Origin of the sequence: Sphingomonas sp. PvP055 (assembly GCF_040546365.1) — a bacterium.
GTDB lineage: Bacteria > Pseudomonadota > Alphaproteobacteria > Sphingomonadales > Sphingomonadaceae > Sphingomonas > Sphingomonas echinoides_A.
Window position 1 is genome coordinate 2,470,431 of the sequence record NZ_JBEPNS010000001.1, and the last position, 24,466, is coordinate 2,494,896.

17 protein-coding genes and 1 pseudogene are annotated in these 24,466 nt (G+C 63.3%); 14 read left to right on the top strand and 4 right to left on the bottom strand.

Features of this window, described 5'->3' with window-relative positions; genetic code table 11:
• The first annotated feature begins 109 nt into the window (after window positions 1-109).
• From ABIC16_RS11700 to ABIC16_RS11730, 7 genes and pseudogenes are all read left to right on the top strand, one after another.
• Window positions 110-787: a response regulator transcription factor gene (locus tag ABIC16_RS11700; RefSeq protein WP_354291241.1), complete on the top strand. Its 678-nt coding sequence runs from the start codon at window positions 110-112 to the stop codon at window positions 785-787.
• A complete protein-coding gene (locus ABIC16_RS11705) occupies window positions 765-2,126 on the top strand; it encodes a sensor histidine kinase (RefSeq protein ID WP_354291242.1) in 1,362 nt (453 codons plus the stop codon). The genes ABIC16_RS11700 and ABIC16_RS11705 overlap by 23 nt, the downstream gene beginning before the upstream one ends.
• A 114-nt stretch (window positions 2,127-2,240) precedes the next feature.
• Window positions 2,241-2,897, top strand: coding sequence for a Dps family protein (locus tag ABIC16_RS11710; protein ID WP_277969376.1), 657 nt, complete (start codon window positions 2,241-2,243; stop codon window positions 2,895-2,897).
• A 4-nt stretch (window positions 2,898-2,901) separates the two neighbouring features.
• Window positions 2,902-3,417, top strand: coding sequence for a DUF3833 family protein (locus ABIC16_RS11715; protein WP_354291243.1), 516 nt, complete (start codon window positions 2,902-2,904; stop codon window positions 3,415-3,417).
• A gap of 284 nt (window positions 3,418-3,701) precedes the next feature.
• On the top strand, window positions 3,702-4,421 hold the full coding sequence (locus ABIC16_RS11720; RefSeq protein ID WP_354291244.1) for a response regulator: 720 nt from the start codon (window positions 3,702-3,704) through the stop codon (window positions 4,419-4,421).
• 191 nt (window positions 4,422-4,612) lie between these two features.
• Window positions 4,613-5,737 (top strand): annotated as a pseudogene (locus tag ABIC16_RS11725) (sensor histidine kinase).
• Between the two features lie 535 nt (window positions 5,738-6,272).
• Complete coding sequence (locus ABIC16_RS11730; protein WP_354292311.1) at window positions 6,273-6,998, top strand: CocE/NonD family hydrolase; 726 nt, start codon at window positions 6,273-6,275, stop codon at window positions 6,996-6,998.
• A 49-nt stretch (window positions 6,999-7,047) separates the two neighbouring features.
• On the opposite strand, the gene ABIC16_RS11735 is transcribed toward ABIC16_RS11730, so the two are convergent.
• From ABIC16_RS11735 to ABIC16_RS11750, 4 genes are read right to left on the bottom strand one after another with little or no spacing between them, the layout of a single operon-like run.
• Entirely contained in the window at window positions 7,048-9,813 is a 2,766-nt protein-coding gene (locus ABIC16_RS11735; RefSeq protein ID WP_277971375.1) for a TonB-dependent receptor, read from the bottom strand.
• Between the two features lie 31 nt (window positions 9,814-9,844).
• A complete protein-coding gene (locus ABIC16_RS11740; RefSeq protein ID WP_354291245.1) occupies window positions 9,845-12,520 on the bottom strand; it encodes a cellulosome protein in 2,676 nt (891 codons plus the stop codon).
• On the bottom strand, window positions 12,517-13,914 hold the full coding sequence (locus ABIC16_RS11745; protein WP_354291246.1) for an MFS transporter: 1,398 nt from the start codon (window positions 13,912-13,914) through the stop codon (window positions 12,517-12,519). Before ABIC16_RS11745 ends, ABIC16_RS11740 begins: the two co-directional genes overlap by 4 nt.
• Window positions 13,915-13,959: 45 nt before the next feature.
• Complete coding sequence (locus ABIC16_RS11750; RefSeq protein ID WP_354291247.1) at window positions 13,960-16,002, bottom strand: glycoside hydrolase family 31 protein; 2,043 nt, start codon at window positions 16,000-16,002, stop codon at window positions 13,960-13,962.
• Window positions 16,003-16,121: 119 nt separating this feature from the next.
• On the opposite strand from ABIC16_RS11750, the gene ABIC16_RS11755 reads away from it, so the two are divergent.
• The 7 genes from ABIC16_RS11755 to ABIC16_RS11785 all read left to right on the top strand — a co-directional run bounded on the left by ABIC16_RS11755 (window position 16,122) and on the right by ABIC16_RS11785 (window position 24,245).
• A complete protein-coding gene (locus ABIC16_RS11755; RefSeq protein WP_277971371.1) occupies window positions 16,122-17,168 on the top strand; it encodes a substrate-binding domain-containing protein in 1,047 nt (348 codons plus the stop codon).
• 262 nt (window positions 17,169-17,430) lie between these two features.
• Window positions 17,431-18,183, top strand: a complete 753-nt coding sequence (locus ABIC16_RS11760) for an NIPSNAP family protein (RefSeq protein ID WP_277971370.1) — start codon at window positions 17,431-17,433, stop codon at window positions 18,181-18,183.
• Window positions 18,184-18,463: 280 nt separating this feature from the next.
• Window positions 18,464-19,594, top strand: a complete 1,131-nt coding sequence (locus tag ABIC16_RS11765; protein WP_354291248.1) for an FIST signal transduction protein — start codon at window positions 18,464-18,466, stop codon at window positions 19,592-19,594.
• Window positions 19,591-21,483, top strand: coding sequence for a putative bifunctional diguanylate cyclase/phosphodiesterase (locus ABIC16_RS11770; protein ID WP_354291249.1), 1,893 nt, complete (start codon window positions 19,591-19,593; stop codon window positions 21,481-21,483). Before ABIC16_RS11765 ends, ABIC16_RS11770 begins: the two co-directional genes overlap by 4 nt.
• Before the next feature lie 112 nt (window positions 21,484-21,595).
• Complete coding sequence (locus tag ABIC16_RS11775) at window positions 21,596-22,336, top strand: hypothetical protein (RefSeq protein WP_354291250.1); 741 nt, start codon at window positions 21,596-21,598, stop codon at window positions 22,334-22,336.
• Between the two features lie 98 nt (window positions 22,337-22,434).
• Window positions 22,435-23,202: an SDR family NAD(P)-dependent oxidoreductase gene (locus tag ABIC16_RS11780; RefSeq protein ID WP_354291251.1), complete on the top strand. Its 768-nt coding sequence runs from the start codon at window positions 22,435-22,437 to the stop codon at window positions 23,200-23,202.
• A complete protein-coding gene (locus ABIC16_RS11785; RefSeq protein ID WP_354291252.1) occupies window positions 23,199-24,245 on the top strand; it encodes a glycoside hydrolase family 130 protein in 1,047 nt (348 codons plus the stop codon). Before ABIC16_RS11780 ends, ABIC16_RS11785 begins: the two co-directional genes overlap by 4 nt.
• The last annotated feature ends 221 nt before the right edge of the window (window positions 24,246-24,466 follow it).

Below are 24,466 nucleotides of genomic sequence, written 5' to 3' on the forward strand. Positions count from 1 at the left end.
TCCAGGTCGGCGTTACGCACCCGCCCCGGCCCCCGTCGACTAAATCCTAGTTCAGAGTCTGAACTGCTATTCAGTTGACGGTGCTATCCATAACCGGCGAAGCGGATGTGTGACGCACATTCTGCTCATCGAGGACGACGCGGGCACCGCGAGCGAGATTGCGCTCGAGCTCACCGCAAGCGGCTATGACGTAACGCATTGCGCGCTTGTAGCGCAGGGGCTTCATGCGGCACGGAGTGAAGGCGTGGATCTCCTGATCGTGGACCGACAGCTTCCCGATGGTGAGGGTCTCGACCTGATCCAGCAATTGCGCGGCGAAGGCCGCCGCACACCTGCGCTCGTGCTAAGCGCGCTCGGCAGCCTCGATGATCGGGTGCGGGGCTTGCGCGCAGGCGGCGACGATTACCTGCCCAAGCCGTTCGCGCTGATCGAACTCGTCGCGCGGGTGCAGGCGCTGCTGCGCCGCCCCAACGAGTCGCGCGACACACGGCTGTTCGTCGGCCCGCTCGACCTCGACCTTTTGAAGGGGACCGCGACCCGCGCGGGCCGCGCGCTGGACCTGCTTCCGCGGGAACTGAAATTGCTTGAGTATCTCGTCCGGCGTCCGGGGCGGATCATTACCCGCTCGATGCTGCTGCAGGACGTTTGGGGGTATAGTTTCGAGCCCAATAGCAACGTCGTCGACGTTCATATCGGACGGTTGCGGCGCAAGGTCGATGCCGAAGGCGAACCCCAACTGATCCGCAATGTTCGGGGGCAAGGCTATGTCTTCGAAATCCTCGGCTGACCCCCGGGCGCGCGCGACCTGGCGCTGGGGTGGCGCAATCGCGTTCCTGCTCGTTGCCCAGTCGCTCGTGCTGGCGGGGCTGTTCTGGTTGCTCGCCTCCGGCGCCCACCGCCGGGAATCGGAACGCAGCTTCCAGCAGGATTGCAGTGCGTTCGCGCACCTTGCTGGAACGCTGCGGCGATCCGAACTGCGTGAAGCGCTCACTCGCGACATCCATCGCAACCGTTTCCTCGCGTTGTTCGCACGCGACGGGTCGCTGATCGCGGGCAATGTTGCCGCGCTTCCTGCCGCGACGGTCGTGGGGGCAGCGTCGTTCGTGGCCGCGGTGCGCCCGACCGAGCTGCCTGGCAAGGATAGTGACGTCGCGCGGATCGCGGTCTGCGCGATGCCTGATGGCGCGCGCCTGCTCACCGGGGTCGATCTCGACGATTCGCAGGAAGCGTTGCGCGTTATCGAACAATCGCTTGTTTTCGGGCTGCTTCCCGGTGTTCTGCTAGCAATCGGGATCGGGCTTTTCGCAGGGCGCCGTGCGGCGCAACAGGTCGATGCGGTCCGCGCACTGACCGAGCGGATCGTCGCGGGCGACCTTGAGCGACGGCTTCCGGTCGGGGAAAACCCTGATAGTTTTGGTCTGTTATGCGCGAATATCAACACCATGCTCGACCGAATAGAGGCGCTTGTGGTCGAAATGCGCGGGGTTGGCGACGATATCGCGCATCAGTTGCGCACCCCGTTGACTCGACTTCGCGCGCGGATCGAACGTGGGCTGCGCGATCCGGGCAACCCGTCGAGCAAGGCGACCGCCGATGCGTCGCTCGCCGAGATCGACCAGTTGCTCGGGATCGTCGCCGCGCTGCTGCGGATCCGCGAGCTCGAGGATCACGCCCGCCGTAGCCGCTTCGCCGCGGTCGACCTCGGACGTCTGGCGCAGGACGCGTGCGACCTCCATCTCCCGACCGCGGAAGATCGGGGCATGACGCTTACTTGCGTGGTTGAGTTCAAAGGCGTTGTCGAAGGCGATGCGAGCCTGTTGATGGAAGCGCTGTCCAACTTGATCGACAATGCGATGAAGTTCGGGCCCCCCGGCGGTCGCGTGACGGTGACCGTGCGGAAGGACCGCGGCAGCATCGTGATTGCGGTCGCCGACGAGGGCGACGGAGTCCCGGTCGGCGAGCGAGCGCTCGTCACGCAACGCTTCTACCGCGGTCGGCATGACTGCGAAGGCGCCGGGCTGGGTCTCAGTCTGGTAAAGGCGATTGCCGAGCTTCACGGGTTCGCGCTGCGCTTCGCCGATACCGGTAGCACGGCGTCGCTGGTCGGTCCCGCGCCCGCTGTCTGAACGCGAATTTAGACAACCTGTTCGGGGGATACACGTTCACGCTCCCAGTCCCCACCGGCAGGCATCGCGTCCGGGTTTCGGCGATTGCCGTCTGCCCTAGTCCAAGGAATTCTCGTGCGTTCCATCTTCATTATCGCCGCATCGTTGCTGACCGCGGCGCCCGCGCTGGCGCAGCCCCAGCAACCGAACGGCCCCTTCCCGCTCAATAGTGTCACAGACCGCATCCATTCCGGACCGCAGGGCAACGATTTGCGTGCGTCGACGCGCGCTTTGCAACAGACGCTGACCGAATTGCAGCAGCTTCAACTCCAAACCAAGCAGGCGCATTGGAACGTCTCGGGGACGTTGTTCTACCCACTGCACGAACTCTTGCAGGACCATTATGAGGGCGTTGCCAAATATGCCGACGAGATCGCCGAACGGCTTCAAGGCATCGGCGTATCCTCCGACGGCCGCGCCAACACGATCGTCCGCACCAGCCGGATCCCCGAATTTCCGGGTGGCTTCGTCGATGATGCGCAGGTCATCCAATGGTTCGCACAATATTATCGCGTGACGAGCGACGAGATCGCGCAGGGAATCAAGGCAACAGAGGACAAGGACCCGACGACGTCCAACCTGCTACAGGAGGTCCAGCATGCGATCGACAAATATCAGTGGCAGATGCGGGCGATGATCCAGTCGACCCCGACCGACCCCAACACCGGGGCAGACCTCAACAACGGCCGTGCGCTGGCACCTGCCGGCCGCCCCAGTGCGCCGGTCCAGTAAGGTCATGCCGCGGACAACGCCCCTGCTCACGGCAACGTTGCTGCTTGGGGCCTGTGTTCCAGCGGGGCATCTGCAACGGGCGCGGGCGTCCGCGCCCGCGTTCGACCCAACGGTTTTTTTTGCGGGCGATACACGCGGCGTCGGCAGCCTGAAGGTGATCACGAAGGCGCGCCAAACCGTTCGGGTGACGGGGCATGGCGTCGTACAGCCCGACGGAACGATCGTCCTGACGCAAGACGTGCGCCGGGGCGATCGCCCCGTCGTCCATCGCATTTGGCGTTTGCGCCCGGTCGCGCCCGGCCGCTTTGGCGGAACGCTGACAGGCGCAATCGGGCCGGTCACGGGTGACACCCACGGCAATGCACTCCATCTGTCGTTCCGGCTGAAAGGCGGGATGCACGCGCAACAGTGGCTGTACCTTCAGCCCGGCGGACAGCGTTCCCGTAACCGGATGGTCATCACGAAACTGGGAATTCCGGTCGCCAGTCTGGACGAGACAATCACCCGCGGAACGGAGTAACCGAACCACCGCACGGAACGCGTTGCCGTAACCCGGTAGCCGCAGGCTTGCGGCCGTTGCGAACGATGTCGCGGACATCGCGCAGGGGATCGGCGCTTTCCTTGCCGGTCGTCGCAGGCTGAAGGTTGGGCAACCGACGCTATCGGCATACCGAGAGTCTTTGACGGCACGCGATCCCGTTGATGATCGCTCTACCGCGGTCAGGAGGACCGAACGGCCTTATTTCTTCAACATCCGCAATGTTGCCGCAATGCAGGGCAAGCAAAATCTTGTTCACGTACATTATGATGCGTCGGGAAGATCCTGTTTCATTGACCGAAGGGGCCTCGGTGCGGATCCTCATAGTAGAAGACGAGATCGAACTTGCCGAGACATTGCGCAATGTGTTGCAGCGCGAGTTATTCGTCGTCGGCCATGTCGCTCGTTTGGCTATGACGCATGAGGCGGTTCGGTCAATTTCTTACGATCTGATATTGCTCGACAGGACGCTGCCCGATGGTGATGGACTGTCGCTCGTTCGCGTATTGCAGACCGAACATCCGGGACTCCCGATCATCGTGCTGAGCGCGCGCGGAGACGTCCGTGACCGTGTCGCTGGTCTAGACGAGGGCGCAGACGATTATCTCATCAAGCCGTTCGCGCTTGAAGAGATGTTCGCACGGATCCGCGCGGTTCGCCGTCGCCCCGCCGTGCTTTGGGTCGAGGAGATCCGCGCTGGAGCGCTGGTCTTCGATGTGGTGCACGACGAAGCCCTGGTCGCGGGCGTTCGGCTCGATCTGGTCCGTCGGGAGTTGCTGGTCCTGGCGACGTTGATGAAGCGTCGCGGGCGGACGGTGCTTCGCGAGTCGTTGGAAAAAGCGGTCTACGGGTTCGACGACGAGGTTCAATCTAACATTCTCGATTCGCACGTCTCGCGGCTTCGCCGGAAGCTGAGTGAGGCAGGTGCAGGGCTCGAAATCCACGCGGTCAGGGGCGTCGGATATTTGCTCAGGGCATCAACATGAGCCGGAAGCCGCGTTCGCTGAAGCGCTCTCTCATCCTGCAACCTCTGCTTTTTCAATTCGTGACGGTCTTCCTCCTCTTCTCAATCGTCCTGATCTTCGCGACCCGGATGAATAACGACGCGGTATTTGTCGATGATATCATTCCCGGCGTCATCGCTGGCTCCATCGAGCGCGCCGAAGCTGGTCGCCTGATGGTACGCAACACGCCGGAACTGGCAAAGCTTCGCGCAGACGCGCCAGGCCTCTGGTTTATCGCCGAGGACAATATCGGCCGAACCGTCACATACGGACGCGTACCGCGGGAATATGCAAACTTTGCCGGGGCGTTGCATCGGCTGATCAATGTACAAATACGAGATCGGTCACCGCCTTATCGTTTGTCCGCCGTGATCCGCTCCGAGGATTCCCGCGCCGGGACGCTCACCATTCTCGCGCACGGGAAATTCACTCTGTTGAGCTTCCTCATCCTCGCAGCCTCGAACGCCGCCAGCATCGTCATCATCGTGTTGCTCGGCGTGACGTCGATGATCGTGACGCCTTGGATCGTCAACCGATCGCTCGCGGGCGTGAACAGGATTGCCGAGGAAGCACAGCATATCCAGATCGACCGACGCGGCTGGCGGCTGCGTGAAGCACAGGTGCCGGCCGAGATCCTTCCGCTGGTCCGCGCGGTAAACCACGTCCTCGACCGCCTTGACGAGGGGTATGAACGCCAGCGGCGGTTCATCGCCTCCGCGGCGCACGAGCTGCGAACACCGATCGCCATCCTTAGCCTCAAGATCAACTCAGCCGCCGAGGCATCCACGCGCGCCCTTGGGAGCGATCTCGAGCGGCTCGCCACCCTTGCGGAGCAATTGCTCGATTTCCAGCGACTGGATGCAGTCGGAATGAGGGGCGACGTGGATCTCGTAACGCTCGTCAAGCACGTCGCCGCTGAGCTCGCGCCATTGCTGATCGCCACGGATCGTACGATCGAAGTGGTAATCGATGCGGCGTGGCCGATCCAAGGGGATGTCGGGGCGATCGAGAGGGTCGTGACGAACCTCGTACAGAATACGATCGACCATGGCGGCAGCCGGGTTGTGGTCCGCGTCCTGGGTGCCGCGTTCGAAGTGGAAGACGACGGCCCGGGCATTCCATGAGAAGAACGCGAGCGCGTCTTCGAACCGTTCCATCGCCTACGGCCAAGATCCGCGGGAAGCGGGCTTGGCCTTCATCTGGTGCACCAAGTGATCGAACGTCATGGCGGGCGGGTGGCGATCTTCGATGCCTTGTCGGGCGGCACGGTCGTGCGCGTGGAATTCCTGCCGCGCTGAGGTTCTGAGCTCATCCGCCATGCTGGCGCAATCTTGCGCCGCCAACGCCGGTCTTGCGGTCGATAAAGACCGTTCAAGATCCGCCCGGCCGCACTCGACCTATCGTTGCGGTTTGCGGGCTGAAATCTTGATCTCTGAGATAACTATGAAATCCCGGAAGCGGGATCAGCGATGTACGACTATTTTCCCTCCTTTCGCCGTCGGCACATTTGGCCGATCGGCGTTGCAATCCTGCCCGTCCTGGCCTTGGCCAGCTGCGAAACCCCGCGAGAGCGCGAGCGAATATCACTCGCGCAAGACAAGCAGACTTGCGCCAACTTCGGGGCGTTCGCCGGTCGTGACCATTTGCAGTGTATGCTGATCCAACAACGCCGGCGCGACACGCAACAGACCGAACGGCTGGAGCGCACACGCGTTACGTCAGAAATCGTCCGGAACATGCGGGAAACGACGGACCTCCGGATACGGCGATGCGAGCGGGATCGTCGCTGGAAAGATCAGGCTGACCGTCGACGGCGGCCGTGCACGTAAACCCATCCGTAGTTCGCGCCCCACCCTGGGGGACGGGCAGTGGCAAACGGTTGGCAAATGGCCACCTCAAAACGTGAACCTCAAACGGTTCTACCTGACGCCGGACAAAGGGCTGGCATTGGGGTCGGGAACACCAACCGCACCCGCCACCTTACATTATCGCATCGATTTTGATGCGACCACTGGGCCAGCCAATCGTTGGGCAACGCAGAATGGCGGCGGAGATGTCGTCTATGACAACCGCACTGGCCAAGCCGGCAAGATGCTGTCCTTCACCAGTGCGCCGCTGACGGCGGACGCAGACGTGACGGGCCATCCGGTCGTCGCGCTCAAACTCGCTTCGGATCAACCCGACGGCCTCGTTCATGCCTATCTGGAGGATGTAGCGTCCGATGGCCGGGTGACGTACCTGACCGAAGGCGTACTGCGGTTGAGCCGGAGGAAGATCAGCGCCTCGCCCCCGCCCTATTGGCAAGCTGGCCCCTTTCAGACCCTCGCACGTGCCGATTATGCGCCGATGCCGCCGGGTCGGATGGAAACCGTCTCTCTCGTGATGTTTCCGCTATCGGCGCGGATCAAGACAGGGCACCGGATCAGGGTTTCCATCAGTGGGGCCGACGCTGGTGTGTATCAGGATGTGGTGCCGCCTTGTGCGTGTGGTTTTGATGTCGGACTGGGCGGCGCAGATCCAAGCTATGTCGATGTGCCGTTCCATTTGATCGCCAGATGATTCCCGGGGGCCGGGAGGGCGAACACGTCCGCCCTCCCCCCATCGTCGACTACAGACGGAAGCGGACACCCGCCGAGATCAGGCTCGCCTCCCACCGGACGTCCCGTGGATATTCCGGCGATTTTACGTAGCTGTAGTACGGCGTTTGCAGCAGGTTGGTCGCATCCACCGTGAACGTTACCTTGTCCGTCAGATTGTAACTGGCCGACAAATCGAGACGCCCGACTGCGCCCGAATAGACGGTCGTGTACACGCCGGGCGCACCGAAACCATCGACGTTGGCACTGCGATAATTATAGGCAAGGCGCACGCTGGTCGGCCCGAGCTCGTACAGGCCGATAACGTTGAAGCTGTACTTGGACACACCCGGCAAGGTGTTCTTACCCCCCGTGAAATTGGCGGCGGACTGGAGCGTTTGCTCGCCGTCGATGTACGTGAAGTTCGCCTGCGCACCGAACCCGCGCAGCGCTCCAGGCAGGAAATCGAAGAAGGTCGTCGCTGCGGCCTCGATCCCCTTGATCTTGCCCGAGCCGGCGTTGGACGGGCGATAGACCAGAATGTCGCCGAACGGCTGCACGCTGACCACCTGCGGCAACGAATTGATGAAGCCGTTGATCTCGCGGTAGAAGCCGGCGACCGAAACCGATCCCGTCCGCGAGAAATAATATTCCAGCGAGGCATCGTAGTTGTTCGAGCGGATCGGCTGAAGCTCCGGGTTTCCGCCGTTGCCGGTATAGGAAAGGTTGCCGCCGATCGTTCCCTGCTGGACGGTCAGCGTCGGGTTGATCTGATTGAAGCCTGGCCGGCTGAGCGCTTCGGTGCGCGACAGGCGCAACTTCAACCGGTCGGTGAAGTGCAACTGCGCGCTGATGTTCGGCAGGATGTCGATATACTGCTGCGAGGAATCGATCGGTACCAGTGCCGTGCCGGTCGCGGTCGGAATGGAGTTGGTGCCGTTCAGCTTGTTGCGCGTGATGATGACGCGCGAACCGATCGCGCCGTCGATTGGAATGCCGATATCGAAGGCGTATTTGACCTGTGCGTAGCTGGTGAACACCTGCTCGCGTGCCTTGAACGCGGACAGCGGATTGAGCATCGGCCGCCCCGACGCCCATGTCGCCTGTGTTCCGGCATCCGCGTTGGAGCGGACCAGCGCATCACGCACATAGTCGCGCACGTCGTTGATACGGTTGTTCAGAATGTTCGAATTGGGGGCGAACCACGACCGGAACTGCTGAACGTCGTCGTTATGAAATCCCGGTTCGATGACCGCCCCGTCCGAGACTCCCGGCACGCGCGAGATTGGGTCGCGCAGACTGGCAAGCGATGCATACCGATCGCCATAGACCGAACTGGCGGTGCGGTCGGCGTAGCGTAGGCCGAACTGGAACTTGGGGAACAGCGACGAGCCGGTGTCGAGCGCAATGTTGCCCTGCCATTGCCACTGTTGGCCTTCCGAACGCTGGCGGTTCTCGTAAAGACCCCGCATGTAGTAACTCGCCGGATTGGCGAAATCGACGCCGCTTGGGGTGAAGTCGACGCTACGTTGCGCGTTCAGCCGCACCGCCAGCGACAGCGGATTGGCGAGTTGCGTCTGGAACTCATAATAGGTGTTGTCGACGATCGATTTTGTATAGGCGAGATCGCTGGTGATGACGGCGTTGCCGATATCCCACTTCGTACCAAGCGCGCCCTGGAACGTGTCGGTGTTGTTACGGCCTGCCTGTTTCGTCGGTCCGTTGACGATACCGAGATCGGTATCGAACGACGCAAGCGTCGTGCCGTCCGGCGTCAACACGGCGTTGCGGATCGTCGGAGGGGTTCCCCCGGTGGTGCTGGACTGGATCGGCACGCCGAAGAAGTCGTTGGCAGTCTTGTTGCGATAGGCGAGCCACAGACCATCGGCGTAGAACGTCAGGTTGTCGGCGGGCTTCCATTGCAACGAACCGTTGACCGAAGGCCGCTGGCGGGTTCCACGACCGTAGAACAGCCCGATATCCTGCGGAAAGGTGAAGTTGCGGCCGACCGATGCTGGCAAAACCTGCTGCGCTGCGGGGACGTTGTCCTGAAAGCCCTGATAGCGGACCGAGTTGAGATAACGCGTCTGGGTGAAGGACACGTTCACCAACGCGCCGATCTCGCCAATCCCGGTCTGCCAGCGGTTGCTGATGAGCAAACTGCCGATCGGATCCACTTTCCGGGATTCGGTGTTGTAGACGCCGCGCGCGGCGCCAGCGAGCTGGAAGCCCTTGAAGTCGAATGGACGCCGCAGGCCGACGTCGATCAGACCGGCGATCCCGCCTTCCAGATTGTCTGCAGTCGTCGCCTTGTAGACCTCGACGCGCGACAGCGCCTGCGCCGGGAAATCCTGGATCGAAACGGAACGACCGTCGGCAGTGAAGATCTCGCGCCCCTGCACCGTCGTCTGCACGTTGGGCAGCCCGCGGATCAGCACGCCATTGGCCTCGTCGAGATAGCGCGTCACCTGCACGCCGGTGATCCGCGCGATTGCCTCCGAGGCGTTGTTGTCCGGGAACTTGCCGATATCCTCGGCGACCAGCGCATCGACGATCGCGTCGGAGTTGCGCTTGATGTTCTGCGCGCTGCTCAAGCTTCTGCGAAGACCCGTGACGACGATATCGTCCGCCGCCACCCCGTCAGCGGTTGCGGTTGCCGGGGGCACCGGAGTGCCGTCGGTCCCGGCTTCGGGCTGAACGGGCTGCTGTTGCTGCTGTGCAAAGGCGGGGCCAGCCGCTGCGAGGATCATCAGCGTCGCGGTGGATGCCGAAAGACGTGCGAGTGCTTTGATGTTCATGTTCTTTCCTCCCTTGGATTTTATGTTTGGTTTATTTGGCCGGTGTCGTGGCGATGCCCGGCAATCGCGTGACGGTGATCCGATCGATGTTGGGGGCGTATTTCGAGCGCAGCAGCACTTGCGGCCACACTTGCGAGGCGTAGGTCTTGCGGTCCCAGTCGGGCTGTTCCTCGCCCGCGATGCGGATTGCATTGGTGCCCGCCCGCAGCGTCACCGGGACCGTCATCTCCCACCAGTTGTTGCGGTGGAAGCTGTTGGGGAACGTCGCGAGAACCGGTGCGGCGCCGTTGACCGAGATGCGCGCGATCCGTGCGAGCGGGTCGGGATTGTAATGCGTGGCCTTGGACTGCTCGTCGTTCGAGAAGCGGATCGTCAGCGCGTAATCGCCGGCCGTATCAACCGTGACCGCCGGGAAGGTCAGCGTGTTGCCGTTGCCCGGTGCGCCGCCGATGTCGAACACCGCCTGTCCGCCCTTCGCCAGCGATGCCGCAGTGACCCGGGCGGTGCCAGCAACTTTCGCCGCTTCGGCTTCATAGGTCCGGCCAGTGCCCGCCGACAATTCGGTTACGCGGAGGCGTTGGACCGACGACACGCCGGAAACCACGACCTTGTTGATCCCACCGAGCAGGAACGCATCCGCCACGCCGCCGCCCGCCAGATCGCGTCCGTTGACTTGCAGCGCAGGTTTGTCGCCACCGTCCAACGCAAGCCGAGCCAGCCCATCCTGTGCGGCATAGACCCAGAACGTCAGCTTACCGTCTTTCGCCGTCGCATCGACACCGTCGTAAACGGTCGCCTGCCCCGCGGTTGGGGCGGTCGCGAGCGTGATGCGATCGACCAGTGCGTTGCCGATCGTCCGCCGCCGCCCATCGAGGCTCTTCGTCGCCAGCGTCAGCACATGACGCCCGCGCTTGAGCGGAATTACCGTATCGACATGGTCGAGCACCGACGGCTTGTAGCCAAGCGGCAGGAACAGTTCGCCTTCGCCCGCCGCCTTGCCATCGATGCGCAGAAAGACGTTGGTCGGCCCCTGCGTCTCGGCCTTGGGGTCCTTGTTGAAGGTGCTCGCAAGGATCCGCAGGGCGTAGCGTCCGTCCGCCGGCACATCGACCGCGAAGTCGAGCGCGGCATCGTTGCCGGTCGCGATCCCTTCGACTGAATAGCCGCCGGAGGTGTAGAACCGATCCACGGCCTTTGGAGACCCTTCCGGACCGCGCACCTTCAGTCCAGTGCCGCGCCGGGTCGCCTTCTCGGCTTCATAATCCTGTCGCCATCCGATCGTCGGGGCGTCGGCTCGTGCGTCGCCCCTGCCAGGCGTGAGTACGACCTCATACGCCGCTTCCTCGTGCAGCGCCGGTAGCGTTCCATCCCCGAAAGCGAGGCTTACCGCACCGCCGTCAATCGCCACGCTGCGATCCGCGACCAACTCCGGCGGGCGCGCATCGCCGAGCGGCCCGGTCCAGCCGATCTGGCGGACACGCACTCGCGCCGTCGTGCCGAACCACGCCGGCACCTTGGCAAGCGATACCTTCGCCGCGCCGGTCTTGCCGCCGAACAGCAACCGCATCTGCCGCCGCGCCGGGTCAAGCGTGGCGACACCCTGGAGCGTGTAGCTTTCATCCGGGTGCGGCGGGGTGACGGCGAGGCTGTGCCCGCTCATCGTCGCATAGCTGTTGAGCAGCCACCACTGGCCGTTGCCCCGGTTTGCCTGGACGGCAGAGTCGCTCAGATTGCCGTCGATGTTCCAATACGCAATGTCCGCGTCGATCTTCGAATCCTCGATCGCGGCAATCCACTGGACCATCTGGCCGGGGACGGAGGTATGATAATTATACGCATATTCGTTGACGTTGATGGGCAGGTGCCGCCCCTGCCAGCGCGTGCCCGCGAAGATCTTGTCTTCCCAGCTCCGATACTTCCGGACACTGGTGCGCACAGTCGCGGGATTGCTCAGTTCGTGCCACGTCACGACGTCCGGCACCGTATTTTGCGCAACCGTGTGTTTCAGGAACCCCTCGACCTCGTCGTAGAGGATGCTGGTGTTCGGACCTGCGATGCGCGCGCCTGGAACGATCTGACGGATCAGCCGATAGGCACGGTCCCATGCATCGAAGAACACGGTCGGGTTGGTCTGCCACTTGATCCCGTTGCAGCTCTTGGGTCCATCCCCGAACATGTTCCCCTCGGGCTCGTTGAAGGGAGCGAAGACGATCCGGTCGCGGTAGCGCGGCGCCATGCCGCGCACCTGTTGCGCCTGTGCTCGCAGTTTCTCGAGATAAGCGGTGACCGATTGCGCGCAGTCACCGGTCTTCCAATTGTAGGGAAACTCGCGGTTGATGTCGGTCATGTAGATGTAGGTGTCGCCACCTGAAGCGTCGGTCAGCAGCGTCGAGACTTCCAGCGCGTCCGCGCCGGGATGCTGCGGCCCGTCCTGCGCCTTTGTCGACACGGTGCGCAGTGCGATCCCCTCGATGAGATTGGGGTGCGGCAGCCGGGCATCGTACAGGCCATACAGCGTGCCAGAGGCGCCGCCGTGGAACGGCCCGGTATCGCTGCCGAGATCGACCGTCAGTTGCTCAGGCGCGGTTTGTGCAACGCCTGTTACGGCAGCGGAGCCTAGCAAAGCCGCGATGAGCAGTTTGACGGTGGGGCGGGATCGCGAGGAGGCCATGTCGGGAAAGTCCGCTTTGGAGAGGGAAAAGGTCATGCCGCGCGTGCCGCGGTCATGCGGTCAATCGTCGCTCGGTTGAGGATCAGGCGGCTCGCGGTCAGCGCGAGCGCGAGGTGCAGCAGGCCGGGGATGACGGTGGAGAGCAGGCGGATCCCTGTCAGCGACGAAGGCGTCTGGTTACCTGCCCCCGCCTTGTACGACACGATCACCAGCACACCGCTGATCAGTGCCCCCGCCAGCGCCCATGCGAGCTTCACGAAGAACTGGTTGAACGCGAAGCTCATCCCCGACGAGCGCATGCCGAGCTTCCACTCGCCATATTGGTCGGCCAGCTGGATCAGCGTGAAGTGCAACGGCAGCGTGCAGCCCAACACCGTGCAGCACAGCCCGACCAGGACCAGCCAAAGCATCGGGTAGCTACCCGGCACGAAATACGCGCCGAAATGCCCTACGACGAGCAGTAGGTTGACCCAGACGTACACCGTCTTGACGTCGAAGCGGCGGGTGAAGGCCTGCACGACGATCGAGCCGAGCAAGCCGCCCGCGGTGGCGGTGCCGAAGAACAACGCCTGATAGGTGGCATCGCCGTTCAGGACATAGGTGATGAAATAGAGCGCGGCGCCGCCCTTGGTGTTGAAGATGCCGATCAGAAGCAGCGTCATCAGGAAAGTAAGACGAAGCTGGTCGTTCTTGAGCGTGTTGGCGATCGCGACGCGAAGAGGCGGCTCCTCGGCGCCGGTTTCCGGCACGCGCTCGCGCACGAACAGGAAGCAGATCAGGAACATCGCCACCGCGGCCAGCGACAGGATCGCCACGCCGTCGCGGTATCCGCGCGCGACGTCCCCACCGCCGAGCTGCCGCACCATGATCGGGAGCCCGACCGAAACCGCGAATGATGCCACCGCGACCATCGCGAACCGCACCGACTGGCACGACACGCCCTCGCGCGCGCTATCGGTCATGCGTGTGATGAGCGCACAATAGGGCACGTTGTTGAGCGAATAGAATAGTGCGAGCAGGAAATAGGTCGCGGCGGCATAAGCGACCTTGCCGTCATAGCCGAAGTTCGGGGACTGGAAGGTCAGGAAGCAACTGAGGCCTACCGGGATCGCCGTCCACAACAGATAGGGGCGGAACTTGCCCCAGCGCGTTTGCGTCCGGTCCGCCATGATGCCGATCAGCGGGTCAGAAACCGCATCGAACACGCGCAACGACAGGAACAGGATCCCGACGATGCCCGGGGCGAGCCCGAACACGTCGGTGTAATAGAAGGTCAGAAAATTGGCGATCAGCCCGGTGATGATTGTGCCGCCAGCGTCGCCAAAGCCGTAACAGACCTTCTCGAAGAACGGCACGCGCTCCACGGGTGTTGTCGCAAGCGGTACGATCCCGCTCCCTCCGCCATCCTGCGCTAACGCTGTCACTGCCATTCTTCCTCTCCAATCATCGGCCGCTTTGCGCGTGTCCGGTCAATTTCAGGCGTTGGCGAAGGCCGCCGCCACTGCCGCACCCGCGCGGACGAACACTGGAATTCGGTGCGATGGTGCCGGGCACGGGACGGTCTCCCCGCCGGCACGGGCTTCGCCGGTCCAGGCATCCACCCAATCGCCGGCCGGCAACCAGACGTCGCGCTCGGTCACGCCCGCGGCGAGGATCGGCGCGACCAGGAGATCCGGCCCGAACATATACTGGTCGTCCAGCGCCCATGAGCGTTCGTCGCCCGGGTGATCGTAGAACATCGGCCGCATCAACGGGTCGCCGTGCGCATGGGCCTCAGCCATCAATCCTGCAACGTAAGGGCGCAATCGTTCGCGCAGGGCGGCGTAGCGGCAAAGGACTTGATAGACCGGCTCGCCGAAGCTCCACAGTTCGTTGCCGGCACCCGTGTCACATTGCGCCACGCCGTCGCGGAACGGCTCGGCTGGCGGCGTGATCGGGTCGCGGTGGCCGTGCATGCGCAGGACCGGCGTGAACACCGCCCATTGGAACCAGCGCACCATCAACTCATGAAAGGCGGGGTCCTCGACATTCCCGCCATGAAAACCGCCGATATCGGTGGTCCACCACGGAATCCCCGCCATCCCCATGTTCAGCCCCGCGCTCAACTGGTTGCGCATTGCCTCGAACGAGCTGTGGATGTCGCCCGACCAGACCAGCGCACCATAGCGCTGGCTTCCCGCCCAAGCGCAGCGAATCAGGCTGACAACGTCGCGAGAGCCCTCCTTGCGCATTCCGTCCGCCACTGCCTGGGCAAAGTGCAGCGGATAAGCGTTCCCGACCGCCAGCACTTCGCCCGCGTGATACCGATAATTGTCGTAATCGTAGGCGCCATATTCGGGTTCGGCTTCGTCCAGCCAGAACAGGCCGACGCCGTTGTCGAGATAGTTGCGCTTCAGCCGATCCCATAGGAACGCCCGCGCGCCCGGGTGCGTCGGATCGATGAAACGCGTGTTGCCGAGGAACTCCTGCTGCACGTCGATGCCGCGCTTGGTCCGCACGAGATACCCCTTCTCGGCCATCTCCGCGTAATTCTCCGATCGCGGATCGACCGTGGGCCAGACCGAGACCAGCAGTTCCGTGCCCATCGCCTTCAATTCGGCGGTCATCGCAGCGGGATCTGGCCATTCGCGCGGATCGAACCGCCAATCGCCCTGAACCGGCCAATGAAAGAAGTCCGCGACGATCACCGCGAGCGGGATCCCGCGATCGCGATATTCGCGGGCTACAGCGAGCAGTTCGTCCTGCGTGCGGTAGCGCAGCTTGCTTTGCCACAAGCCGAGCGCAAAATCCGGCATGGTCGGCACGGTGCCCGTAACCATGGCGTAATTGCGGACCAACTGGGCGGGTGTATCGGCCGCCGTGATCCAGTAATCCATTTCGCGCGCTGCTTGCGACGTCCAGGTGGCGCCATTGGCGGCGAAATTCACGTCTCCGATCGCGGGGCTGTTCCACAGCAGGCCGTAGCCCTCGCTGGACACGACAAAAGGCACGCTGGCTTGCGAATTGCGTTGCGCCAGTTCCAGCGAACAACCCGCAAGATCGAGATTGGGCTGCTGATACTGCCCCATGCCAAAAAGACGCTCGCCCGGTTTCGCCTCGAACCGGACAGTGATGCGCGACACCTCCCCGGACACTGGCTTGAACTCCCGACCGGCAATGCCGAGCGCACTGATCATCCGGACGTCTTGGGTACCGACCGTCCAGAATTTCGTGACGGTGTCGCGCTGCCGCCATTTCTCTTCGAGCAGCAATCGTCCGTCCGCATCGAGAAACCGCACGCGTCCCTGGAGGTCCACTTCCGCGACGATGCGACCGTTCTCGATCCGTGCGACGGCACCGTTCCGGGAAATGACGGGCGCGGGACTGGCGACTTCAAGCAGCGCGCCAGCGCTGGCCGGGCGCTCGGAATGGGCGGACGCGCGCACGCGCAGGCCGTCGACGCCATACGCCTCGATCCGCAGCCAGACCCCGTCATAAGTCCATGCGATCGCCCGCGATTCAAGAATCAACGTATCCAAACAACCATCCTCCGAGTCGTCTTAAGCGCGACCGTAAACGTTTTCGGGCGTGTTTTGGTCGTTCGCCTTCCAGCTGTCAATCCGCTTGCGTAAAGTCGGCGCAGGCCCAATTGAGACGCATGGATATCCGTTCTCTTGCGACGCACCTCGGCCTGTCGATCGGCACGGTTTCCCGTGCGCTCAACGACCGCAAGGACGTGAACCCGCAGACACGCCAGCGCGTGATCGAGGCAGCGAATACGCTCGGCTACACGCCCAACCAGTCCGGACGAACGCTACGCAGCGGGCGTACCGGAACGGTCGGCTTCATGCTTACGCTCGAGCACGACAGCGCGGTTCATGGCGAACCGTTCTTCATGGCCTTGTGGGAAGGCGTGCAAAGCGGTTTGGCGGAACACGGACTGGATCTGGCCGTCCTGCTGGCGCGGAAGGGAGAAGATTCGTTCACGTTCCTGCGCCGCCACGTTTCGCGCGGAACCGTGGATGCCTGGTTGCTGTCGGCAACGCAGGTTCACGACGAGCGAATCGCCTTGCTGCAGAAACAGAACATTCCCTTCGTGGCGCTCGGCCGATCGGAAACGGAGCGACCGTTCACCTCGATCGATCTCGACTTCGAAACCGTTGTCAGCGAGGCGATCGCGCTGTTCGTGGCAAACGGCCATCGCCGGATCGGTCTGGTCGCTCCGCCCGCCACGATCAACAACAGCCAGATCGTCATCGCCTGCTACGCAGCGGCGATCAAAGCGGCTGGGATCGCGTGGGACCCAGTGCTGATCCATACCGGTGACACTGACGAGAGCGACGGCGAGTTCGCCGCCCGCGAGTTGATGATGTTGCCCGACCGGCCGACCGCCTTGCTGCTGATGGGGGAGACCGCGCCGGTGGGCGCGTATCGCGCGCTTCGGGCGATGGGGCTGGAGCCCGGGCAGGACATTGCCGTGATCGGGCTGCGCGACAATCCGGCATGCCGCAGCCTGTTGCCGGAACTTACCTGTTTCACCCTGGACCTGGAGGCGCTTGGACTGGCGCTCGCCGATGCGGTCGTTGAGACATTGGCGGGGCACGGCAAGGCAGAGGTTTTACACTCCCAGCGACGCTGGCCGATGCAGCTGCTTCGGGCGAGGAGCCATACCATAGGCGGCGTCGAACCGGAGGACGGTCGATAGAACACCCGCGCTCTTCTTTTCAGCCGCACAGCGCCCATCCGTGCCCTGCGTTCCTGACAATCAAGGGGACGGATCGCGATGCGCCTAAGAGTATGACCCTTTTTCCTCTGGTTCGACCATCTGCGGTCCACTCTCGGCGCCGGGTTGACGATCGTTGCCGCATCGGGTTCCTACCTGGAAACGCGACTCCGGGGAGAATAGGATGCCGTACTCGATTGACCGACGGTCCCTGCTTGCGGGGGCGGTCGTGAGTGGCGTGACCATGGCCAGCACTGCGGCCCGAGCGGAGCCCGTCAACGCCACGATGACCCGGGACGTTTACGAGCTTCGAACCTATCACCTGGTGAATGGCACGATGCGGATCCGGCTGGACGCCTATTTGAAAGATGCCTTGATCCCGGCTGCGCGACGCGCGGGTTGTGGACCCGTCGGGGTATTCACTGTCAGCATCGGCCCGGGAAGTCCGAGCGTCCTCGTTCTCCTTTCTCATCGCTCGATCGCCGACTTCCTCGCCCTGCCCGACAAGCTGGCTACCGATCCAACCTATGCGAGCGACGCCGAGCCCTTCTCCAACGCCACGCCGGAAGGGCCTCCGTACAGGGCGTTGGACGTCAAGCTGATGGAAGCGTTTCCCCATTTTCCCCACGTCGAAATTCCAGACGCCACGAGGAACAACGCAGCGCGGATCTTCGAACTCAGGACGTATTTCAGCCACAACAACAAGGCCGGGACGACCAAGATCGGCATGTTCGACACCGGTGGCGAGATCGATATCTTCCGTCGTACCGGACTGAAGCCAGTTTTCTTCGCGAAGGACCTGACCGGGGCCCGCCTGCCGAGCCTGACGTACCTGCTGACCTTTCCGGATCTCGCCACGCGCGAACGGAATTGGGGGATTTTCGGTAAGGACCCTGCGTGGCAGCGTCTCATTGCGACTCCGGGATTGACCGATCCGGAAATTACGACCGGAATCGACAACATGATCCTGTCCCCCGCGCCTTATTCGCAAATCTGAGCACGTCGCCGCCGTCGCAATCTTCACACCAGACCGGACGCATCCGAGCGGTGGTCCGGCGCCGTGCATTTCCACCGAGCATTGCCACGGCGCGTTTGCCCGCGCCCCTGCAAAGCAGTGTACCTTCCGCGGCCGGATTTTCGTCAAGCCGGTGCGGGGAAGCGCTTCAACCGGCGCCACGGCGTTCGATACGGGTTTACCCTTAGTGCCCTGCCAATGAAGCCGAAACGAATGGAACGCTAAAGGATCGCCTTACCGGTTTCTTCTGAGGACTTTGGCTGTGTGGTCCAAGCGTATCAACGGTGGCAACCCGACCGAGACGTTTCCGGCAAGTCCCGATCTGGTGATCGTCTTCGCACCAACCGGGCGCTTTGCCGACACCGGATTCAGGGACGATCTGGTTCACCGTTACCACGACGCCATCCTGATCGGCTGCAGTTCGGGAACCATGGTCGAGGACAATCGGCTCGATGACGACGCGGTCGTCATCCTCGGCATGGGCTTCGCGAAGACGAGGCTCAAATTGGCCGTTCAGCCACTTCCCTCTCCGGATTGCTCGTTTGCAACGGGTGTGGCGCTTGCGCAGGAGCTTGCGGACGAGACGCTGTCGGGGATCTTCGTCCTGTCCAGCGGCTTGAACGTCAACGGCAGCGCCTTGGTCGCCGGTTTGCGCAGTGGGGTCGGAGACGGCGTTGCCCTGAGCGGCGGTCTGGCGGGCGATGGGCCGCGCTTTGCTGACACGCGGGTCCTGGCGCGTGGAGAATGTCTTTCGAACGGGGTGGCCGCCGTGGGCTTCTACGGCGAGCATGTCCGGTTTGCGCACGGCAGCGCCGGAGAATGGCAGCCCTTCGGGCCCGTTCGGACGATCAGCGACGCGAACGGATCGGAAGTGGGCGGACTCGACCACGAACCCGCACTCGCGCTGTACGAACGCTATCTCGGTGAGGAAGCAGAGAATTTACCTGCATCCGGGTTGCTGTATCCGCTCGAGATCTGGGATCCTGTGAGACCCGACGACCGCGTGGTCCGCACGCTCCTCGCCATCGATCGCGACAGGGGCACGCTGACCTTTGCGGGCGACATGCCGCAGGGGTGGAAGGCGCGGCTGATGCGCGGGATTTTCGACGATCTGATCGGGGGTGCATCGACTGCGGCACAGTATGCCGTTGATCAGGCCAAGCCTTGGGGCGTTGCGCCCTCGGCCTGTCTGGCGATCAGTTGTGTCGGACGCCGGTTGCTGATGGGCCACCGTACCGAAGAGGAAATTGCGGCGGTTTCCGCAGTGTTAGGGGCCGACATCGCGCTTGCCGGCTTCTATTCCTATGGCGAAATCGCACCACAGAATGTGACCGGGGTGCCGTGCCTCCACAACCAGACGATGACGATCACGCTGATCGGCGAGCGCGAATGACGCCTTCGACGGCAACCATCGATCCTCGACCGTCGCCGCTGCACCAGACCCTGGCGCGACAGGTTCAGCGGGCCCGGCTTCCCGATGGCGGTGTGGACCTCGATCGGCTGCTCGCGCTGGTCTCCGAAACCTATGCGGAAACCGACGTCGATCGGCGGCGGACGGATCGCGCGAACCGGTTAATGGCGGAAGAACTGGAAGAAGCGCTGTCGAAAAGCGCGCTCCAGAACGTCCGTTTCAAGGCTGCGCTCGACAATATGAATCAGGGGCTTGCGCTCTTTGACCCGGCCGGGCGGCTGGTTCTCACCAATCAGCGCTTCCTCGACATCTATCGCCTGAGCGAAGCGCCCGCTGGACTGACGCTGGATCAGACACTTGAGCGTAGCCCCTGCCTTTCGATCGGTACGCCGACCGCGCAGCGCCGTTTGATCCGCGAGTATCACGATATCGCATCCGATCCCGGCGCGAAGATCGAACAGCGCTGGCCGGACGGACGGACGATCACGATCGAGCGCAACCAGTTGGTCGATGGCGGTTTTCTCGACACGGTTGCCGACGTTACCGAGGCCCGCAACGCGTCGGCGCAGATCGCGCATCTCGCGCGACACGACGCGCTGACCGATCTGCCCAACAGGACACTCCTCCACGAACGACTGGCGGAGATGATGCGCAATGCCCGCCGCGGCGATCGATGCGCGATGCTGTGCCTGGACCTCGATCGGTTCAAACTCGTCAACGACACGTTGGGACACCCGGTTGGCGATGCCCTGCTGGTTGCGGTTGCAGACCGGCTCGTGGCGTTGGTGCGTCCACACGACGTCGTGGCCCGTCTCGGCGGCGACGAGTTTTCGATCCTCGTGCAACATGTTACGTCAGATCGCGTGGTGAAGCAGCTGTGTCGGCGCATCATCGAAACCTTGACGCAGCCGTTCGAAATCGCCGGCCACCACATCCAGATCGGCGCGAGCGTCGGCGTCGCGATGGGTACGGTCGAGGCGCTCGACCCCGATACGATGCTCCGCGACGCTGACCTAGCCTTGTATCGCGCGAAACGGGACGGACGCGGGAATTACCGCTTCTATACCCCGGACATGCACGTCTTCGCGACGCGCCGCCGTGAGCTCGAGATCGAGTTGCGGCGCGCCTTGAATTCCAACGAATTCGAGGTCCATTATCAACCGCAAATCAATATCGAGACGCAGACCGTCGTTGGTTTCGAGGCACTTGCGCGCTGGTACCATCCCGAACGGGGGGTCATCTCCCCCGGCGAATTCATCAGCGTTTGTGAAGAGATCGGACTGATCGGCGCCGTTGGCGAGGTCATTCTGATGCGGTCGTGTCACGATGCCGCGTGCTGGCCGGAAAACGTCAAGATCGCCGTCAACTTGTCGGCGGTTCAGTTCAAGTCGGGCACCCTGCCCGCGCTCGTCGCGCGCGCGCTGCGCGACAGCGGGCTTGATCCGCGGCGCCTCGAACTCGAGATCACCGAAAGCGTGATGCTCGAGGACACCGCCAGCGTCATCACGCAATTGAAGGAAATCAAGCGCTTGGGCGTGCTGATCTCGCTCGATGATTTCGGCACCGGCTATTCGTCGCTCAGCCACATCCGGAATTTCCCGTTCGATCGGGTCAAGATCGACCAGTCGTTCGTGCGCGAGCTCGGCACCAACAGCGACAGTCTTGCGATCGTCCGTGCGGTGACCGGTTTGTGCAGCAGCCTGGGGATCATGTCGATTGCCGAGGGGGTGGAGACGCTGGATCAATTGAATATTCTGGCGGCGGAGAAGTGCGACAGCGCGCAGGGATATTATTACAGCCGCCCCGTGCCGCTTGCCGAGACCGGTCCGTTCGTGTCGCGGATGGCGGCACTCCACGCCGTAGCGGCCTGAAAGAGCGCGATATTCTCGACCCTTGCCAACCGTTCCCTTTTCGTTCTATCCTTGCCGCGGGGACAGGCGATCCTGCGGAGGTTGGCGGCATATGGCGTTCGATATCGCAAGCTTGAGGAACAAAGCCTCGGAGTATCGGGGCGATCCGATGCGCGTTTTGCGCGATGCCGTGACGGGATCCGGGGTCCTCCAGAAGCTTGGTTTGGTGTTGATCCCGCTGTGGCTAACGCCGTCTCGGTATCGTACGTATCTGCAATCGCATGGGAAATTCGGGCGCGTCGAGCTCTGGGTGGCAGCCGGTCTGTGGGTCGCTGCGATGAACGTGATGCTGTCTCCGGCGGTCAAGATCGTCGAGGCGGCCTTGACCCGCATGGGAACTGCCGCCGGATATTGGGATGCTGCCTTCACCACCGCCGGCGCCCCGATGGTTTTAGCGGCTTGTTCTTGCATCCTTTTCCTGGTGATCGCGGCGATGCGGGCGGCGGTCAGCTGGATCGCCTTCGCCATCGACCGGACGCTTGGCGATGGAACTGTCAACCCGCCCCCATTCGGCTATTACGCAGTGCAAACGGCGGGCGAGATTTGCGTCGTTTCGGTCCTGATATGCGCGCTGTTTTACGCCGTTCGACCGCTGAATGCGCCCGTTTGGACGTGGTTTGCCGCAGAAGGCGCCGCACAAACGTCGACGATCGTCATTCTCGCCGCCGTCATCTTCGGGTGCACCCATATCAAGCGGCAGACTCAGGCGATCGCTGCGACGGAAATCTATGGCGGGGTCTGGAAGGCGGTCGCTTATGACCTGGGCATCCCCATGACGGCTTTGTTCGCACTGTGGCTGTTGTCGACGGCGTGAGGGAGACGCCGCACCCATCCCAACATGACAAAGTTGAGAATTGATCGCGGAGACTTGCGCGACGATAGGATTGCATCGGGTGCGAAGAGGACGATGCAATGACGACCGGTCGATGCGTATTGGTAAGTGGCGGAGAAAGCGGGATTGGTGCGGCGTGCGCGATTGCGTTCGGCGCGTTGGGCGACAGGGTGGCGGTGCTGTTCCACGACACCGGGAACGACGGCAGCGACACCGTTGCGAAGGTCAAGGCGGCGGGCGGGGATGCGATTGCGATCCAGTGCAACGTCGGCGACGAAGCGTCGGTCGAGGCGGCATTCGCAGCGGCCGAGCAGGCGTTCGGGCTGGTGCGCGTGCTGGTCAATTCCGCCGGGATCAACATGGCGGGCGTGCCCGTGCGGCAGATGACGATGGCACAGTGGCAGCGCATGCTCGACACCGACCTGACGGGCGCCTTCCTCACCTCGCGCCGGTTCGTCCGCGACCGACCCGTTAACAGCCCGGGGGCGATCCTCCATATCTCGTCGATCCACGCCTATGCGGTCCGCGCCGGCGGGGCGGATTATTGCGCGGCGAAAGGCGGGCTGACCAACCTGATCGAGACGCTCGCGATCGAGGAGGCCCCCAACGGCATTCGCGTCAACGCGATCGAGCCGGGGATGATCCTGACGCCGATGAACGAACGCGCCAGCACCGATGCGGCGTACCGACAAACGCTCGAACGCAACATTCCGATGGATCGCGCGGGGCGGCCCGAGGAGGTCGGCGATCTCGCGGTGTTCCTCGCCTCCGACAAGGCATCCTACATCACGGGCGCACGGATCGTGATCGACGGTGGCCTGTCGCTGATGCAGGCGCTCGGCGCATGACCAATACTCCGCGCGCGAAGCCCATGTCCGCAGCGGCGGCGACCAACCAGACCGAGATCGCCCCCGGCGTGCCGGTCGTCCGGTCGCAGCTGGCCGGCGACAGCGTCAGCGGCGACCGCAAGGTGATGGTCTATCCGTCGTCCGGTGCCGTCGACTTCAACGTTCACGAACTGCAGGACATCCATCTCACCGGGCCGGACCGGCTGATGACGCGCGACCTGATGAGCCCATATGTCTGGACGGAGCCGGACGGGCGGTTCGGGATCATGGTCCGTGCGGTGACGCGTCCGGGCGAACCGATGACCGACACCGGGATCATCTGGGCGGGCTGGAGCGACGACGGCGTCCACTTCGCGATGCTCGATCACCCCTCGATCCTGCCCGGTAGCGCTGGCGAGAAGGACTCGGGCGGGGTGGAAGATCCGACCGTCGTGAAAATGGCGGACGGCAGCTACATCGTCTATTACACCGGCGTCGAAGCCGACATGGCGCATGGCGAGATGTTCTATGCGGTCGGGCCGAGCGTCGACGCGCTGGCCAAGGCGGGCGTCGCGCTGGCGTCGACCAAGTCGCTCGGCAACACCAAGGAAGCGACGGTCGACCGCGAGAAGGACGGGCGCTGGAGCCTGTTCTACGAATATGCCGCAGACGAGGCGAGCCGGGTCGGCCTCGCGATCGGCGCGAAGGTGGATGGGCCGTGGGACGAGCAGCCGACACCGTTCATGCCGCGCGAGAACGGGTGGGACAATTGGCACCTGTCGACCGGCCCGATGCTGCTCGACGACCCCGAGATGCCGGTGATGTTCTATAACGGCGCGACGCACGATGCGCGGTGGCGGATCGGCTGGGTGGCGTTCGACCGGGAACTGACTCGCGTCGTGGACCGCTGCATCGAGCCGCTGATCACGCCGCCGCCGGTGGCGGATCGTGAGGCGAGCGACATCGCCTTTGCCGCCTCGGTCACCAGTCGAAATGGTGAGATCTGGCTGTACTATTCGCTCGAGGATCGGCGGCTTTCGAGAGCGCGGCTGCGGCGGAGCTGAATGCGTTCTGCGATACGGTGACCCGCGCCGGTGGGATGGGGGGCGCAGGGCACGGGTCGCCCCGCCTCCCCTCCCTGGAAGGGAGGGGCCGGGGGTGGGTTGGCCCGTGGCTGGGGTCTGGGCTCCCCGCATGCCGACCCACCCCCAACCCCTCCCTTTCAGGGAGGGGAGTTACGGATGATCGGGCCCGAACCGAAGGGCCTCCGGGCGCAACGGTGAGA